Annotated in this window: 14 protein-coding genes; 5 read left to right on the top strand and 9 right to left on the bottom strand. The window is 73.7% G+C overall.

Annotated features, from left to right (window positions below; genetic code table 11):
* Positions 1 to 57: 57 nt before the first annotated feature.
* On the bottom strand, positions 58 to 888 hold the full coding sequence (locus ACZ7GX_RS23790; protein ID WP_498779604.1) for an NAD(P)-dependent oxidoreductase: 831 nt from the start codon (positions 886 to 888) through the stop codon (positions 58 to 60).
* A gap of 52 nt (positions 889 to 940) precedes the next feature.
* Between ACZ7GX_RS23790 and ACZ7GX_RS23785 the strand changes: the two genes are divergently transcribed.
* Together ACZ7GX_RS23785 and ACZ7GX_RS23780 are read left to right on the top strand one after the other, a co-directional pair.
* Positions 941 to 1,300 (top strand): MerR family transcriptional regulator, encoded by a 360-nt coding sequence (locus ACZ7GX_RS23785; RefSeq protein ID WP_498779602.1) that lies wholly within the window; start codon positions 941 to 943, stop codon positions 1,298 to 1,300.
* A gap of 83 nt (positions 1,301 to 1,383) precedes the next feature.
* Positions 1,384 to 2,130 (top strand): dienelactone hydrolase family protein, encoded by a 747-nt coding sequence (locus ACZ7GX_RS23780; RefSeq protein ID WP_498779601.1) that lies wholly within the window; start codon positions 1,384 to 1,386, stop codon positions 2,128 to 2,130.
* Between the two features lie 134 nt (positions 2,131 to 2,264).
* On the opposite strand, the gene ACZ7GX_RS23775 is transcribed toward ACZ7GX_RS23780, so the two are convergent.
* The 4 genes from ACZ7GX_RS23775 to abc-f all read right to left on the bottom strand — a co-directional run bounded on the left by ACZ7GX_RS23775 (position 2,265) and on the right by abc-f (position 8,318).
* Complete coding sequence (locus ACZ7GX_RS23775) at positions 2,265 to 3,500, bottom strand: MFS transporter (protein WP_498779600.1); 1,236 nt, start codon at positions 3,498 to 3,500, stop codon at positions 2,265 to 2,267.
* Between the two features lie 5 nt (positions 3,501 to 3,505).
* The gene (locus ACZ7GX_RS23770) at positions 3,506 to 4,729 is read right to left on the bottom strand and encodes a GGDEF domain-containing protein (RefSeq protein ID WP_498779599.1); all 1,224 of its coding nucleotides are present in this window, start codon (positions 4,727 to 4,729) and stop codon (positions 3,506 to 3,508) included.
* 298 nt (positions 4,730 to 5,027) lie between these two features.
* Positions 5,028 to 6,689 (bottom strand): ABC-F family ATP-binding cassette domain-containing protein, encoded by a 1,662-nt coding sequence (locus ACZ7GX_RS23765; protein WP_498779597.1) that lies wholly within the window; start codon positions 6,687 to 6,689, stop codon positions 5,028 to 5,030.
* Between the two features lie 3 nt (positions 6,690 to 6,692).
* On the bottom strand, positions 6,693 to 8,318 hold the full coding sequence (abc-f, locus tag ACZ7GX_RS23760; RefSeq protein ID WP_498779596.1) for a ribosomal protection-like ABC-F family protein: 1,626 nt from the start codon (positions 8,316 to 8,318) through the stop codon (positions 6,693 to 6,695).
* A 289-nt stretch (positions 8,319 to 8,607) separates the two neighbouring features.
* Between abc-f and ACZ7GX_RS23755 the strand changes: the two genes are divergently transcribed.
* Positions 8,608 to 9,639 (top strand): DUF2330 domain-containing protein, encoded by a 1,032-nt coding sequence (locus ACZ7GX_RS23755; protein ID WP_498779595.1) that lies wholly within the window; start codon positions 8,608 to 8,610, stop codon positions 9,637 to 9,639.
* 65 nt (positions 9,640 to 9,704) lie between these two features.
* Here the strand turns inward: ACZ7GX_RS23755 and ACZ7GX_RS23750 are convergent, their stop codons facing one another.
* Complete coding sequence (locus ACZ7GX_RS23750) at positions 9,705 to 10,127, bottom strand: cupin domain-containing protein (RefSeq protein WP_498779594.1); 423 nt, start codon at positions 10,125 to 10,127, stop codon at positions 9,705 to 9,707.
* Between the two features lie 469 nt (positions 10,128 to 10,596).
* On the opposite strand from ACZ7GX_RS23750, the gene ACZ7GX_RS23745 reads away from it, so the two are divergent.
* The gene (locus ACZ7GX_RS23745; RefSeq protein WP_498779593.1) at positions 10,597 to 11,508 is read left to right on the top strand and encodes a carbohydrate-binding protein; all 912 of its coding nucleotides are present in this window, start codon (positions 10,597 to 10,599) and stop codon (positions 11,506 to 11,508) included.
* Between the two features lie 268 nt (positions 11,509 to 11,776).
* Here ACZ7GX_RS23745 and ACZ7GX_RS23740 read toward each other — a convergent pair whose 3' ends face one another.
* The 3 genes from ACZ7GX_RS23740 to ACZ7GX_RS23730 all read right to left on the bottom strand — a co-directional run bounded on the left by ACZ7GX_RS23740 (position 11,777) and on the right by ACZ7GX_RS23730 (position 15,609).
* Positions 11,777 to 12,856, bottom strand: a complete 1,080-nt coding sequence (locus ACZ7GX_RS23740; RefSeq protein WP_498779592.1) for a DUF4034 domain-containing protein — start codon at positions 12,854 to 12,856, stop codon at positions 11,777 to 11,779.
* Positions 12,857 to 13,173: 317 nt separating this feature from the next.
* A complete protein-coding gene (locus ACZ7GX_RS23735) occupies positions 13,174 to 14,865 on the bottom strand; it encodes a hydroxysqualene dehydroxylase (RefSeq protein WP_498779590.1) in 1,692 nt (563 codons plus the stop codon).
* A 288-nt stretch (positions 14,866 to 15,153) separates the two neighbouring features.
* Positions 15,154 to 15,609 carry a hypothetical protein gene (locus tag ACZ7GX_RS23730; protein WP_498779589.1) on the bottom strand — a complete coding sequence of 152 codons (456 nt, stop codon included), beginning with the start codon at positions 15,607 to 15,609 and terminating at the stop codon, positions 15,154 to 15,156.
* A 110-nt stretch (positions 15,610 to 15,719) separates the two neighbouring features.
* On the opposite strand from ACZ7GX_RS23730, the gene ACZ7GX_RS23725 reads away from it, so the two are divergent.
* The gene (locus ACZ7GX_RS23725; protein WP_498779588.1) at positions 15,720 to 16,391 is read left to right on the top strand and encodes a DNA alkylation repair protein; all 672 of its coding nucleotides are present in this window, start codon (positions 15,720 to 15,722) and stop codon (positions 16,389 to 16,391) included.
* Positions 16,392 to 16,465 lie beyond the last annotated feature (74 nt).

Genomic DNA, 16,465 nt, shown 5'->3' with positions numbered 1-16,465 from the left:
ACCCGGCGTTGCGAGGGGGCGGCTTCCGGGTCGGGCGGCCGTGCGCCGTGTCGGTGCTCAGAGCACGGCGAGGCGGGAGAAGCCGGCCGAGCCGTGCCCGGCGTCGATCGCCCGCCGCACGGCGGCACGTCCGGCGTCGAGGACGCCGTCGTCCAGGCCGTTGGCCCGGACGGTGTCGATCACGTCGTCCAGGATCGCCGCCGCCGAGACGAGGGTGGAGGCGTCGCCGGGGAAGTGGTCGGCGGCGAGGTGCTCGGCGACCACGTCGATGAGCCCGGGGACCAGGCCGGCCATCACCTTCGCGTGCCCGGCGAGCTCGGCCGGGGTGATCTGCTCGGCGGCGGCCAACCGGAACGCGTGCACGACTCCGAACATCGACGTCCAGAACAGGTCCAGCAGCGAGGCGTTGAACGCGGCCGCCCGGCCGGGATCCGCGCCGAGGTACGTCCCCTGCTCGCCGAGCGCGGACAACGTGGCCCGGTGCGCCTGGTAGACGTCCTCCGGTCCGCTGTAGAGCAAAGCCGCCCCCGGCCCGCCGACGACCCCGTTCAGCAGCACGCCGTCGAGGTAGTCGACGCCGTGCCCCGCCGCCCACGCGGCCATCTCGCGGGCCTGCGTCGGCGAGCCGTTGGTGAGGTTGAGCAGGGTGCGGCCCGTCAGCGCGTCGGGTTCGAGCACCGAGCGCACGGCCTGGTGGTTCAGCACGCACACGACGACGAGGGGACTGGCGGCGATCGCCTCGGCGGCGGTGGCCGCCGTGGTGGCGTCGAGGTCGTCTCCCTTGCCCGGCGTGCGGTTCCACACGGTGGTGGGATGGCCGGCGGCGGCGAACGCGGTCGCCAGCGCCCGGCCCATCGGTCCGAGTCCGAGGACGGTCACGGGTGTCATGGCGGCTAAGCTAAACCTTGACATCGGCGTCAGAGTCAAGTCGGGAGCCGGGGTGCGGATCGGGGAGCTGTCGCGACGGACCGCCGTCAGCGAGCGCGCGTTGCGGTACTACGAGGAGCACGGCCTGCTGCACCCGGAACGGCGGCCGAGCGGCTACCGCGTCTACCGCGACGCGGACGTGGCGGCCGTGCGCCGGATCAGGGTCCTGCTCGCGGCCGGGTTGAGCATCGCGCAGATCGTGCAAGCGCTGCCGTGCATGGTCGACGACGACGATCTCTTGGCGCCCGGCTGCCCCGAGCTGGTCGACGAGCTGGTCAAGCACCGGGACCGGATCGGCGAGGCCATCGGCGAACTCGAAGCGACCCGCGGCAACCTGGACCTGATCATCGCCGCCGAACGGCGAGCGGGCTGACGCCGGCAGCTCCCACCGCCGTCGGCCCGGCCGCCCGGGTAATCGGCTCGCCACACCAGCGGGAACGCCGGTTCAATGCCGGCATGCGAATCACCTCGGACACCGTCGCCGACGGCATCCGCGAGCAGCTCTTCACCATCGGGGAGATCCCCGGGGTGCTCTGGACGCCCGCCGAGGGCTCCGGTCCCCGTCCGCTGGTCTTGATCGGGCACGGCGGCGGCGGGCACAAGAAGGGGTGGGAGGTCGTCTCCCGAGCTTTCCCCTACGTCACCTCGTGCGGCTTCGCGGTGGCCGCGATCGACGCGCCTGGTACCGGGGACAGGCCGGCGCACCCGGAGATCCGGCGGCTCGTCGCGGTCATCCAGGAACGGGAGGCAGCGGGCGAGCCCTTCGGCCCGGCGTGGCCCGAGCTCAACGACACCGTGGCGGCAGAACTCGTACCCGACTGGCAGACCACCCTGGACGCGCTCCAGGGACTCGACTCCGTCGGCAAAGGCTTGCCCGTCGGGTACTACGGCCTGTCCCAGGCCGGCGAGATGGGCCTCCGCCTCGTCGCGGCCGAACCTCGGATCACGGCCGCGGTCCTCGGTCTGGTCGGGAGCGACTGGCTCATCGACACCGCGGCGCGGATCACGATCCCGGTCGAGTTCGTGCTGCAGTGGGACGATGAAGGGAATCCGCGGGACTCCGTCATGAAGCTGTTCGACGCGCTCGGCTCCGCCGAGAAGACCTTGCACGCCAACCCCGGCAGCCACTTCCGAGTCCCGTCCTTCGAGATCGACAGTTCGATCCGGTTCTTCGCCCGGCACCTGGGCAGCCCTGGCCACTGATTGCGGCGCGGGCCGTCCGAATCACAACCGCGGGACCGACGGGGCGCGGCGCCGGACCCCGTGGTGCGGTTGTCGTTCTGGAGCGGACGCGGCGGACGGCCTGAACGCCGCCGGGCGTCGCATCGACGAGATCCTCACGGGGCGACGGTCCGGCCCACCCGGGTGGCCCCGCTGCGCCGCCAGAGCACGCCGACGCCCAACGCCGCCAGCACTCCCAGCACCCCGCCGGCCGCGACGACCTGGTGCGGCGGCACGTGCTCGGCGGCGAGCCCGGCGGCGGCGACACCGAGCCCCTGGGCGATCTTGAGCGCGGTCACGGCCAAGCCGTAGACCTGACCCCGGGCCTCGTCCGGCGTCCACAGGGCGAACGTCGGCGAGGCGATGGCGTGGTAGCTCGACGCGGCGCCGGACGCCAGGAACAGCAGCACCAGGGCCGGCAGGCCGGGGTGCAGGAAGCAGACGACCAGCGGCGCGCTGGTGGCCACCGCCAGCACGGGTAAGGCGCGCAGCTGGGCGGCTTCCGGGCGGGTGGCCACGACCAGGCTCGCCAGCGCGCACCCGGCCGGGTAGGCGGCGAACAGCAGCCCGGCCGCGACCGGCCCGCCGCCGAACTGGTCGGCCAGCGGCACGGCCAGCGCCTCGCCGCTGATGTAGAACGCGGACAGCGACGCGAAGCAGATCAACGCGAGGAGCCTGCGGTCGCGCCACACCAGGGTCGCGCCGGCCGTCATCGCGCGCCACCACCCCGGCCGTCGCGCGCCGTTGCCACCGGGCGCGGGCCGGCCCTTCACCCACCAGGCCACGGCGGCGGCCGACACCGCGAACGACACCGCGTCCAGCAGCAGCACACCGCCCGTGCCCACGGCGATGACCAGGACACCGCCGGCGGCGAACCCGGCGACCTGGGCGGCCTGGCTCACGGTGGACAGCGCGGCGGCGCCCGCGCGGAACGCGGGACCGGGCAGGACGTGCGGTAACAGCGCGGTCCGGGCCGGCACCGCGGGCGCGCCGGCCAACTGCAGCAGCACCAGCAGCCCGCACACCACCGGCCACGGCAGGACCGGCACGGCCATCAACGCGACCAGCACGGCCCGCACCAGGTCGGAGCACACCATCACGGCGCGCCGCGGGTACCGGTCGGCCAAGCCGGCCAGCAGCGGACCGCCGATCAGGTCCGGCAGGAACGTCAACGCGTAGGTGATCGCCGCCCACGCGGGCGAGCCGGTGTCGCGGAACACCAGCACCGTGAGCGCGACCCGGGCGAACTGGTCGCCGATGGTGGAGACGGTGTGGGCGGCGAACAGCGCCCGGAACTCGGTGGAGGCGAACACCTCGCGGTACCGGGCCCGCCCGGCGTCCTGGTCGACCATCCGGGTCAGCCGGCGGTGCCGGAGGGCGCGGTTTCCACCCGGTCCCGACCGTTGTGCTTCGCGCGGTACAGCGCGGTGTCGGCGGCCAGCAGCAACTCGTCCACGGTGCGGCCGTGCACGGGGAACACCGCCACGCCCAGCGACGCGGTGATCCGCAGCGCGCCGTCCACGCCGAAGGCCGCGCCCGGCACGTCCGTCAACGGCTCGCGCACCGCGGCGCGGATCCGCTCGGCCACCTGCCGGGCGTCGGCCGGGTCGGTCCCGGGCAGCAGCACCACGAACTCCTCGCCGCCCCACCGGCCGACCAGGTCGCCGTCGCGGACCTGGCGGCGCAGCTCGGTGGCCACGGCGCGCAGCGCGTGGTCGCCGGCCAGGTGCCCGCGGGTGTTGTTGATCGCGCTGAAGTGGTCCAGGTCGAGCAGCAGCACGGCCATCGGCGCGTCGGTCGCCGCGGAGCGGGACAGCTCGGCGGCGGCCCGCTCGGTCCAGGCCACGGAGGTCAACGTGCCGGTCTTGCCGTCCACCCGGGCGGCGGTGCGGTAGACCGGCAGCAGCAGCCCCAGGTGCATCCCGAGCATGGTGACCACCAGCACCGGCACCACCCACGGCGCCGTCACCAGCACCACGGCCAGGCCCGTGCCCAACCCGATCGACGCGGCGATGACCAGCTGCTGGCTCAACGGCCCCAGCACGTCGCGCCCCGGCCGGACCGGGGTGGACAGCAGGATCGCGCCGACCACCAGCGCGAGGTTGACCAACCAGTACGCGACACCGGCCGCCACGAGGGCCCCCAGGTCGACCGGGCCGGTCAGCTGCGCGGCGTGCGGCAGCGCGGGATCGGGGTGCGCCGCCAGCAGGATCGCGCCCGCCGAGAAGCAAGCGAGCAGCACCGTGGCGGCGGAGAAGACCTTGCGGTGCAGCGGGCTGCGCCGGTAGATCCGCACCCACCCGTAGCCGTAGCTCACCGCGACCAGGCAGGCCAGCAGCGGCGGCGGCAGCACCAGCACGCCCGCGAACAGCCAGATCGACTGCGGGTGCGCGTACGGGCTGCCCTCGGCCGCCACCTCGCGCACCCGTTCCAGCCCCCGCGCCGCCTCGAAGTGCACCACGGCCGCGCCGGCCAGCACCGCGAACCACACCCAGTGGCGACCCGTCACCGGCGTCAACGTCGCCACGGACGCCACCGCGACCACCGCCACGGCCTCGACGCCCAGCACGTACGCCAACACGGCGCGCGGCAGCCGCCACAGCGACCAACCGCGCCACCACCCCAGAGGGGATGCGCGCTGTCGTCGACTCCCAGCGACCATATGGGTGTCACCGCCTCAAAACCAGGTGATGACACCGTAACCAAGCCCTCACACAGAGTCGAGCACCCCGGGAGAGCACATGAGCACCGTCACGATCACCACCGGCAACGGTCGCCCCAACGACTGGCGCACCAGCCGTCCGAACGACTGGCGCCGCTGAACACCGCCGGCCCGGCCGCCACCCCCGCACGTGCGGCCGGGCCGCCCCACTCCAGGGTCAGCCCCGCTCGTCCACGATCGCCGGCCCGACCTGCGGCGTCTCGGTTGGCACGGGGTCGACGCGGACCTCGGCGCCCGGCCACCGCGAGCGCAGCCTCCGGTCGTGACTGGCGAGCACGATCGCGCCCGGCCCCGGCCCGAGGGCGTCCTCCAGCTCGTCACAGAGCGTAGGGGAAAGGTGGTTCGTGGGTTCGTCGAGCAGCAGCAGTTCGGGCGGGTCGGCCACGACCAGCGCCAGCCCGAGCCGCCGCCGCTGACCCACCGACAGCTCGCCGACGGGCTTGTCCACGTCCCACTCGTGCAGCAGCCCCAGCGAGACCAGCGGAACGGACTCGGCCCGCGCCGTGCCGAGCACCGCTTCGTACGTCTCCCGCGCGGTGCGACCGGGCCGGTCGAACCGGGTGTCCTGGCCGAGCAGGCCGACCCGGAGCCCGGGGCGTCGGCGCACACCGCCCGGTTCGAGCACGCCCGCCAGCACCAGCAGCAGGGTGGACTTGCCCGCGCCGTTCGGACCGGTGACCAGCAGCCGCCCGGTGGCGGGCACGTCGAGTCGGGCGAGCGCGAGCCGTCCGGGCACGACCACGTCGCGCAGGGACACCAGCACATCGTCGGGCGACCGCTCCGCGGGCGCGTCCGCGAGGACGTCCGGGTGGAAGCGCAGCGGCCTCGGCGGCGCGGGGACCTGCCGCCGCTCCAGCTCTTCGAGCCGGCGCGCCGTGTTGCGCACGCGGCGCGCGATCTGGTTCTGCACCCGGCCGGCCCGGTGCCCGTAGCCCATCTTCTCGCTGTCGCGCGGGGCGCGGTTCGGCGCGACCCGGTGCGCCGTCACGCCGAGCGCGTCGCGCAGGGCGGCGAGCGCTTCCTGCTCCGCGGTGTAGCGCTCCTGCCACCGCACCCGTTGGGTGCGCTTCTCGGCCAGGTAGGCGGTGTAGTTGCCGCCGTGGCGCACCGGACCACCCGGCGCGGGATCGAGGTCGACCACGTCCGTGCACACCGCGTCGAGGAACGCCCGGTCGTGGCTCGCGACCACCACGGCGCCCGGCAGGCCCCGCAACTGCTCCTCCAGGAAGCCGGCGGCGTCGTCGTCCAGGTGGTTGGTCGGCTCGTCCAGCAGCAGGGCCGACGGCCGGCGGACCACCAGCGCCGCCAACGCGAGCCGCGCGCGTTGGCCACCGGAGAGCGAGGCCAGGGCGCGGTCGTGCGCGACGTCGTCCAGGCCGAGGCCCGTGAGCACGATCTTCGCCCGCCGGTCGGCGTCCCACGCCTCGTGCCGCTGCGCGTGGTCGAGGCGCTCGGCGTAGGCGGCGAGGAGGTCCGCGTCGTCCGGGGAGTCGGCGAGCAGGCCGGCGAGCCGGTCGAGCTCGGCGAGGTCCTCCCGCGCGCCGGCCAGCGCGTCGTCGAGCACGTCGGCCACGGTGGCCGCCGGGTCGAACGACATCTCCTGGTGCAGGTAGCCGAGGTCGGCCGGCCGCTCGACGCGGCCCCGGTCCGGGTGGTCCACGCCCGCGAGCAACCGCAGCAGCGTGGACTTGCCGGCGCCGTTCTCGCCGATCAGGCCGATCCGACGGCCCGGCGCGGCGGTGAGCGAGACGCCGTCGAGGACGCGCCGGCCACCGAGGACGCGCACCAGGTCGTGCGCGAGCAGTGCTGCTTCGACCACGGTTCAGCCCGCCACCGGCTCGTCCAGCAGCCGGCCGTCGGCCAGCCGGAGCCGGCGGCCGACCCCGATCTCGGCGAGGAACCGCTCGTCGTGGCTGACCACGACGAACGCGCCCTGGTAGGCGTTGAGCGCGCGCTCCAGTTGCCCGGCGCTGATCAGGTCGAGGTTGTTCGTCGGCTCGTCCAGCAGCAGCAGTTGCGGCGCGGGTTCGGCGAACAGCACGCAGGCCAGCGTGGCCCGCAGCCGCTCGCCGCCGGACAGGACGCCGACCGGGAGGTGCGCCCGGGCGCCGCGGAACAGGAAGCGGGCGAGCAGGTTCATCCGCTGCGCCGGCGGCATCGCCGGTGCGAACGCGGCCAGGTTCTCGGCCACCGTGAGCTCGCCGTCCAGCAGGTCGAGCCGTTGCGACAGGTAGGCGATCCGACCGTCGGCCCGCTTCACCTCGCCGCCGTCGGGCTCCAGGTCGCCGTGGACGATCCGCAGCAGGGTGGACTTGCCGACGCCGTTGGCGCCGGTGAGCGCGATCCGCTCGGGCCCGCGGATGGCCAGGTCGGCTCCCGCGAGCACCTCCCGCTCGCCGTAGCCCGCGCGCAGGCGTTCGCCCAGGAACAGCGTCCGCCCGGCGGGCACGGCGGTCTGCGGCAGCTCCAGGGAGATCTTCTGCTCGTCCCGCAACGCCCGCTCGGCCTCGTCCAACCTGGCCTTGGCCGCGTCGACCCGCGCCGCGTGCGTCCCGCTCGCCTTGCCCGCCGACTCCTGCGCGTTGCGCTTCATGGTCCCGGCGAAGATCCGGGGCAGCCCCGCGCTGCCGAGGTTGCGCGCGGCGTTGCTCGCCCGCCGCGCGGCGCGTTCACGCGCCTGCTGCATCTCCCGCTTCTCGCGCTTGAGCTCCTGCTCCACGTTGCGGATGTTCTTCTCGGCGACGTCCCGCGCGGCCTCGACCGCCCGCTCGTACTCGGTGAAGTTGCCGCCGTAGTAGCGGAGTTCGCCGCCGTCGATCTCGGCGATCCGGTCCACGCGGTCGAGCAGGGCGCGGTCGTGGCTGACCACGAGCAGGCAGCCGTGCCAGTCGTCCAGCACGTCGTAGAGCCGGTGGCGCGCGTCGAGGTCGAGGTTGTTGGTCGGCTCGTCCAGCAGCAGCACGTCCGGCCGCTTGAGCAGCTGGGCGGCCAGGCCGAGGGACACGACCTGGCCGCCGCTGAGCGTGTGCAGGCGGCGGTCCAGGGCGAGGTCGCCGAGACCGAGCCGGTCGAGCTGGGCGCGGGTGCGCTCTTCGACGTCCCAGTCGTTCCCGATGGTGGTGAAGTGCTCTTCGGCGACGTCGCCGGACTCGACGGCCGCCAAGGCGCGCAGGACCGGTGCGACGCCGAGGACCTCGGCGACGGTCGGCTCGCCGGTCAGCGGCAGGTCCTGCGGCAGGTAGCCGAGCACGCCGTCGACCACGACGCTGCCCGCCGAGGGCCGCAGCTCGCCCGCGATCAGCTTGAGCAGGGTCGTCTTGCCCGCGCCGTTGGGCGCGACGAGACCGGTGCGGCCGGTCGGGACGGTGCAGGACAGCCCGTCGAAGACGGGGGTGTCGTCGGGCCAGGAGAAGGACAGGCCGGACACGACGACGCAGGTTTCGGACATGGGTGAGAGACCTCTGAGGTGATGCGGGCGACGAATGCCCAAGAGGAAAGGTGGACGACTGAAGACGGCCACGGCACTGGCGCCGGTGGCCGATCACATCCGGGGCTCACCCGGAGATGTCGTCTTCACCAATCACGTCGAGTCTCCTTCACACGGCTCTCCGACTGCACGATAGCAAACCCCGGCGGCCGCCGCCGAGAGCGGACCCGGGCGGTGTGGCCGCCCCCACTGATCAGGACCGGCGGCCGGATGGCGGAACCCGGCGGTCGTCGGCGGCGTCGGACGGGGCATGGCAATCGGCCGAATGGCGACCCGGATCCCGGTGGTGCTCGCGCTCGCCGCCACGCTCGTGGCGGTCGACCCCGCGATGTCCGGTGCGTGCGCGTGCGGGGCGTTCGTCGCGAACGACAAGCTGCGCGCGCAGCAGGAGACCGCGCTGGTGGAGCTGACCGGCCGCACCGAGTCGATCACGCTCTCCGTGCAGGCGCGTTCCGAGGCGACCCAGGCCGCGTTCCTGATGCCGGTGCCCGCGCGCGCCCGGTTCGACGTGGCCGAGGGCGAGCTGTTCACCGAGCTCGACCGGATCAGCCGCCCGGACGTCGAGGTGCGGCGCGTGGTGGTGGACGGTGACGGCGCGGGCGCTCCACCGGGGTCCGATCGCGGGGCCACCGTCGTCGACCACGTCGAGATCGGGCCCTACGAGGTCGCCCAACTCGCCGGCACGGACGCCACCGCCGTGACGGAGTGGTTGGGGCAGCACGACTTCACGCTGCCCACGGCCCTGGGAGGCGCGCTCGGGCCGTACCTGGCGGAGGGCTGGCTCGTCGTCGCGGTGCGCCTGGCGCCGACGTCCGGCAGCCTCGCCGACGGCCTGCCGCCGATGCGGCTGGCGTTCGAGACCGACACGCCGGTCTACCCGATGCGGCTGTCGGCCACGGCCGAGGGCAGGCAGCCGCTGCGCCTGTACGTGCTGGCCGACCACCGGATGGACGTCACCAACCCGGCGCCCGCGGGCAGCGCGCCCGACCTCACGTTCGCGGGCGAGGTGCGGCCGGACCCGCGGTACCCGACGTTGTCCGCGGCGCTGACCGGGCCGCGCTTCCTGACCCGCTACGACGCGGAGTTCCGGCCGGCGCACATCACCGACGACATCCGCTTCACCCGCTCGGCGACCGACGAGCCCCACCGCGCGGTGGTGGTCGTCAACGAGTACGTCCGCTCGTCGTGGCCGCTGCCCGCGTTGCCGTTGACCCTCCTCGGCCTGGCGCTGGTCGTCGGCGCGGTGGTGCTCGTGCGGCGTCGCCGGCCGGTCGGGGAGTGAGGGCGGGTCGGCGTTCTCGGTCACGGGGTGCCGTCGCTCAGGGCACCCGCTGTGCCGTCCGGCGGTCACTCGAACGGGCAGCCAGGGTTCGGTGCGTCGACCGCCAGCGGGTTGCCCACCGGGTTCACGTACAACACCTCCAGCACCAGTGGTTCCGCCTCCAGGTTCCGTCCGAAGTGGACGTAGCCGGGCCCGCTGTCCTCGGCGATCGCCTCACCGCGGCGGTACACGCCGTCCACCGCGCAGTCGGCGCGGTGGTGGGTCAGGGTCCCCGCTCTGACGAGACCGAACACCGGACCGGGGTGGTAGTGCCAGCCCGTCGCGCCACCCGGCGCGATGGTGACCTCCCGGACGACGTACTCCGTGTCACCGACCACGTGCTGGAACAGCGTGACGCCGCTGACCCCGGTCCCCGGGGTGGCCGACGCCGCGGGCGCCAGACCCAGGCCCAACACCACCGCCGAGCAGATCCCCACCACGTTGCGCATGACTCCAGCATCCTCCTCACCGCCGGCGCCTCCACGATGATCACCCGGACGGACGATGAGCGGCCCTCGCGCCGTCGTGTGAACCTCGTCGTTCCACAGGGTGGGCCGGCGAACTTCGTCCTCCAGCGGGAACCCGTAGGTTCGCGGCGCCGCCGACCGGAGGCCGCGAACCGCGTTCGTCGAGCCCGAACGTGGAGTGCCGGGGGCACTGGGCACACCGAGGGGCGACGGTTCGGACGTCCGCACGCACCGTGATCGCGCTCTGGCCGCGGTCGCGGGGGAGGAGCAGGCTTCGGACGCCGCAACGTCCTGGGGGGACATCGCACGCGTCGTTCGCGCCCTTCCACGTCCGCGGTACGCCAATCCCCTTTGTCGGAAGGAAACGGCAGTGCCGTCTTCATCGCTCCCCCCACGCCGATCGCCACTCCGCCGGATCGCCGTCGCGGTGGTGGCCGCAGGCGCGCTCCTGGTGCCCGCAGTGCCCGTGTCGGCGGCGGCGGACGAGCCGGCCGCGGTCGCCCAGCCCACGCCCGACTCGCCGGTCAGCGGGAGAACCGTGCCCGCGCTGCGCGGCGACGCGGCCAGAGCCGCGGCCGGCGCGAAGCTCAGCGAGCAGGTCCTCGAGCGGGGCGCGGCGTTCCAGGCGGGCCACGACCGGCGGCGGGCGGGTGCCGACGCGGTGCCGCTCCCGCCGTGGAGCGGTGCCCTGCACTCCGTCTGGGGCGCGTTCCCGACCGTGGTCTCCGACGGCGCGCAGGCGACCCACACCATCAACCCCGGCATCAGCATCCCGTCGGGCAACCCCGACGTGGTGTACGCGCCGACGCTCGTGCCGAGCGGGAAGACCTGCATCGAGGTCACCACGTTCTACTGGCAGGGCGGCAACGGCGTCGGCGCGTGGGACTGGTGCGCGGCCTCGCCCGGCTTCGCCGCCGTGGCCTGGATCGACTCGACCTTCCTGAGCACCTACACCACGACGTTCCAGGGCCTGCCGGCCTACACCGTGCTGGACGTGCAGACCGACGCCGTGACCAACTCCTGGACGGCCTACCTGTACAACTACACCACCTCGACCTGGGACGCGTTGTTCACCAGCGCCGACCCGATCAAGCTCGTCGACCCGCACGGCGGCTGGAGCATGTTCGAGGTCTACACCGAGTACGACGCGACCACCGGAGAGGGCTACTACTGCTCGGAGACCTACGGCACCCAGTTCCACGCGGCCAACCTCCAGATCAAGGTCAACGGCACGTGGACGGCGCTGACGACGGGCAACTCGTCGGTGACGCCGCCGGGCAGCGTGTCCAGCACCGACTTCGGCTGCTACGGGCTGTCGTTCACGTTGCAGACGGCGAACAGCCACTGGCAGGTGTCGCACTGACCCGCCTCGGGCCGCACCGGCGGTGACCGCACCGGCCCGACCTCGGTGCGGGCGGTCCTGCGCCGCCCGCACCGAGGGCGATCGCCACCCACACGGGCGACCTCCCCGGGCGTTTGCCTCCCCGGGGCGCGCTCGGGTTCACACCGGTCGACGAGCGCGACACCGAGCAGCCGTTGCGGGAGCGGCTGATGCGCAGGCTGCGCGAGACGTACCGCCCCGAGTTCCTCCGGCACTGCGGATCGCGCGTCCGCTGTTCCCCCAGCCGGGCCTAGGAAGGCTTGCGCGCGCCCTTGCACGCCTCGATGCGGCCTTGGAGGAAACCGAGGCGGGGGTTGGAGAAGTAGTTCTGCCACGGCTCGCCGTCGGCGTGCGGGCCGAGGACGCGGAACTGGTCGAGCGCCTCGTCGTAGCGCTTGGTCACCAGCAGGGCGGCGATGGCGAGGCCCCGGTCGGAGCGCAGCGCCTTCGTGGCGGCCCCCTCACCGGCCAGGCGCGGCAGCAGGACGTCCAGCGCGTCGCGCACCATCGGCGACCGCCACACCTTCGGGTCGTCCCCGACGCCTTCGAGGGCGGCCATGAGCGGCAACGCCGCCAGCGCGGGCGACGTGTCCATCGCACGCACGGCGAAGTCGCACATCAGCTCGTGCGACCCGCTCCACTTGCGGCACCAGTACTGCAGGGCCTGCACGTGCCCGGACCGGTGGTGCGGCGCGCGTGCGACGAGCTCGTCCCACACCCGGCCGAACCGGTCGTGGTCGTAGGACAGGCCGCGGGCCGTCATCGCCAGCGAAGTCCACGGCGTGGGGTCCTCCGGCAGGGCGTCGGCCGCCTGGTGCGCCGCGACCTGCGCCCGGGACAGCACGCGGTGGAACCCCTCGAACTGGGCCCGGCTGGTCTGCGCGGCGCGCGCCGTGCCACGCGCCTCCCACGCCAGGTACACCAACGACTGCGCGTACAGCACGGCGAGGTCGCCGTTGCCGGGGTCGACCTCGTGCCACTCCTGGAGGAAGCCGCCGTTGCGGCCAGCGCACTCGGCCAGCGCCCGCACCACTTCCTCGCGGCGGTCCCAGTTGCCCCAGGTGGACGACAGCAGCCGGGCGGCGGGCTCCCACCGGCCCTCGTCCGCGGCGGCGGTCGCGGTGTCCAGCTCCGCGTCGACCGGTCCCCGCGCGACCACCTCGGCGTCGGGCACCAGACCCCAGCGGGTGACGTCGACGCGCCCCGTGAGCCGGGCCGCGACGACCTCGTCGGGCAGGTCCTCGAACTCGACGCCGCGCCGCTTGGCCTCCCGCATGAGCGAGATGACGGCGAGGAGCTTCCCGGGCTGCTTCAGCAGGGACAGGACCACGTGGTGCTCTCCTGGGTCGAACCGGCCTCGGGCGGGCACGCCTTCGGCGGTGGGCGGTGCGCTCCGCGCGGCCGGGGCCGTTGGCGGCAGCTCTGGTCCGACGCGGTCCGTGACGCCCGTCGGTCTCTCCCGGACGGTGCCCACCGGAGGTGTCGAAGCGCGCCGAAAGGCGGCCCGCCGGACGCTACCGCCATGATCTACTCGCACAAAGACGGTGAGCTGAGAGGAAAGCCACACCCCTTGGTGTAACGCGGTGACGGCCTCCCGGCGGACCGGCTGAGCCGCCATCAGCCCCGCCCTCCGGCAGGCCGGACGGCTCAGAGGTCGAACGCGTTGGGCAGGCCGAGCCGGTAGTTCACCTCGTCCTGGGCCTTGAGGAGCTCGAACTCCGGCGCCCGGTACAGCTCGTGCACCACCGCCCGCGGAGCGCTCGACCCGGCTTCGTCCAACAGCGCGTTGACCGCCAGGCGGGCGGTGCTGTTCGCCGCTTCCATGCTCGCGCCGTTGATCGGCGCCCGGACGTAGTCGCCGGCCAGGAAGAGGTTGGGCACGGCGGTGCGCGCGGTGGGGCGCCGGCGCCAGGAACCGACCGGCTGCACGACGAGCTCGTCGGCGTTGACGGGGTTCGGCCCGCCCAGCCCGGTCAGACCCGGGTCCAGGAACCAGGTCACCAGGGACGACCGGTCGAGCACCGTCCGACCGGAGTCGTTGAGGTGCTGCTCGAGCTGGGCCAGCACCTCCTGGACGATCTGCTCCTCGGTGAGCTGCTTCGCGGGCCGGCCGAAGAGCACGCCCGGTTCGTCCCAGTCCGAGATGATGACGGACACGCAGTCCGCCGCGCGGCCGTCGCCGTAGTCGGCCGGGAAGTCGCGCGCCGGCCAGAACGCGGCCTGGCTGATCGAGCTCAACGACCACGGCGCGTGGATGTAGTACACGTGACCGCGCACGAGGGGAGTGGGCCGGTCGAAGTAGAGCATCAGGCCGGCCATCCACTGCGTCTCCAACGTCGCCGCGTCGCGCAGCCGGGGATCGGCCGCCAGGAGGTCGGCGTTCCACACGCGTCGGGCGTGGTCGACGGGCAGCGCGCAGACGTAGTAGTCGGCCTCGACCGCTTGCGACCGCCCCTCCGGGTCGCGGGTGCGCACCGCCGAGATCCGCCCGTTGTCCACGACCAGGTCCTCGATCGCCCACCCCAGGCGGAACTCGACCCCGAGGTCGCGCAGGTGCCGTTCCCAGGGATCGACCCACGCCTCGTTCGTCGGCAGGTTCAGCACCCGGTCCAGCGGACCTTCGCCACCGCGGCCCAGGAGGTTGAACAGCACCTGCTCGGTGACGAGGCCGGCGGTGTGCGCGCTGGCGTTGTCCGTCCTGGTGGAGCTGAGCACGCGGGTCGGCCCGTAGACGAAGATCCGCTGGTAGTCCTCGGACTTGCCCCGCGCCCGCAGGAAGTCCGGCCAGGTCGTGTGCTCCCACTGGCCGAGCCGGCGTTGCTCGCAGCTGGTGAGGTAGACCAGCACGCGCTGGGCGAACACCGCGGCCTCGTGCGGCGGCAGGTGGAAGGCCGTCTCGACCGCGGCACGCACCTGGCGCAGCAGGATGTCCGGCGTCAACCACGCCAACGGGTCGTCGGGGAGCGTGAGCGGGATGCGCAGGTCCTCCCGGCCGCCGGCGAACGAGGCCAGGAACCCGGAGGCGGGGACCAGGTTGTCGTGCACGCCGTTGGCGTTGCCCGGGAACGGGATCCGCCGCAGCGTGTCCGGGAGGTCCTGGTAGAAGCCGAAGAAGATGCGGAAGCCGTGCTCACCCGGCAGGTCGCGCCGACCGCCGTGCCCCGTGCCCGGCACCGGCATGCTGCGGACCTTGCCGCCGAGGGCGCGCCGCTCGTAGAGCGTGACCGAGAACCCGCGCTCGGCCAGTTCGTGCGCCGCCGTGAGGCCGGCGACCCCACCGCCGAGGACGGCGACGGTGGCCGCCGGGGAACCGCTGCCCGCCGCGGCGAGCCCCGGCAAGCCTAACCCCGCCAGACCGGCGCCCGCGCCCGCCAGGAAAGCACGACGACTCAGCCCGAACCCGTCCACGAATCCGCACCCCCTCGACCGAGGTCACCGGGCAGCACTCTAGTCCCGTCGACCAGCTCGCCCCATGATCGTTCGATCGGTGGTCCGTCCCTGGAAACCCTTTCACCGCAACGGTTCCGTGCCCTCGAATCAGTCGGAACGTCACCTTGGTCGCCGGGGCCTAGACCGTACGAGGCCGCAGAGAATCACCTGTTCGGGTGTCCCGCTGCGGACGCACGGTCACCGCGGGCCCAGCTTCAGCACCGCCTGGTCGCCGCGCACCTCCCCGACCGTGAACGCCTGGTCGTTGAAGATGCCCACCCAGCCCGGAGGACCCGCCAACAGGCCGGTCATCCCGCTCGACGGATCGGGCCGCACCCCGGCCCGACCGCCGCCGACCACCACCGTCAGCGGGCCGGTCGGGACGTGCAGCACGTCACCGGTCTTGACCACCACCTCGCAGCTGCCGTCCGCGCACGCGGCGAGGTCCGTGCCGTCGGCGGCGGTGGGCGGCGGGCCCGGAGCCTCGGTCGTGGTCGTGGTGGTGGTGGTGGTTGGACGGGCAGTGGTGGACGAGATCGTCGTGGACGCGACCGACGACGGCGCAGCCGCGGTGGTGGTCGTTCCGGTCCCGCAGGCGGCTAGCAGGACCACCGGCAGCGCGACGAGTACCGGGCGGGCGGGGTGAGTGACCATGCGCCGAACGTAGCCGGCCGGCCGCTCCGGAGGTCGCCGGCCGGCAGCTACCGGCCAGGACGCCCGCCGGCTCGTAGGCTGACCCGAGGACGAGCGGACCGGAGGGTGGGATGGTCGGGACGACGGTGGCCGAGGTGATGGCCGAGCTGTCCGCGCTCGAGGACCCGCGGGCACGCGCGGTGAACGAGAAGCACGGCGACGACCACGGCGTGAACCTGGGCGAGCTGCGCGCGATCGCCAAGCGGCTGAAGACGCAGCAGGAACTCGCGCGCGAGCTGTGGGAGACGGGCGACACGGCGGCGCGGCTGCTGGCGCTGCTGATCTGCCGCCCGAAGGCGTTCGAGCGCGACGAGCTGGACGCCATGTTGCGCGACGCGCGCACCCCCAAGGTGCACGACTGGCTCGTGAACTACGTGGTGAAGAAGCACCCGTCCGCCGAGGAGCTGCGCCTGGCCTGGTCCGCCGACCCGGACCCGGTGGTCGCGAGCGCGGGCTGGGCCCTGACCACCGAGCGCGTGGCCAAGAAGCCCGAGGGCCTCGACCTCGACGGGCTGCTCGACGTCATCGAGGCCGGGATGGCCGACGCGCCCGAACGGCTGCAGTGGGCGATGAACCACTGCCTGGCCCGGATCGGGATCGACCACCCCGACCACCGCGCCCGCGCGATCGCCATCGGCGAGCGGCTGGAGGTGCTCAAGGACTACCCGACCCCGCCGAACTGCACCTCGCCGTACGCGCCCGCCTGGATCGCCGAGATGGTGCGCCGACAGCACGACCGGTAGCCGACCACCCCCGGTCGGCGGTGCGAACCGCGGCCGGCGGGACTTCGTGCGCGGTGTTGACCGGCGCTCGCGCG

The sequence above is a fragment of the Actinosynnema sp. NPDC037264 genome, assembly GCF_055603705.1.
The sequence above is the reverse complement of the archived record's forward strand: the minus strand, read 5'-3'. Positions and strand labels throughout refer to the sequence as shown.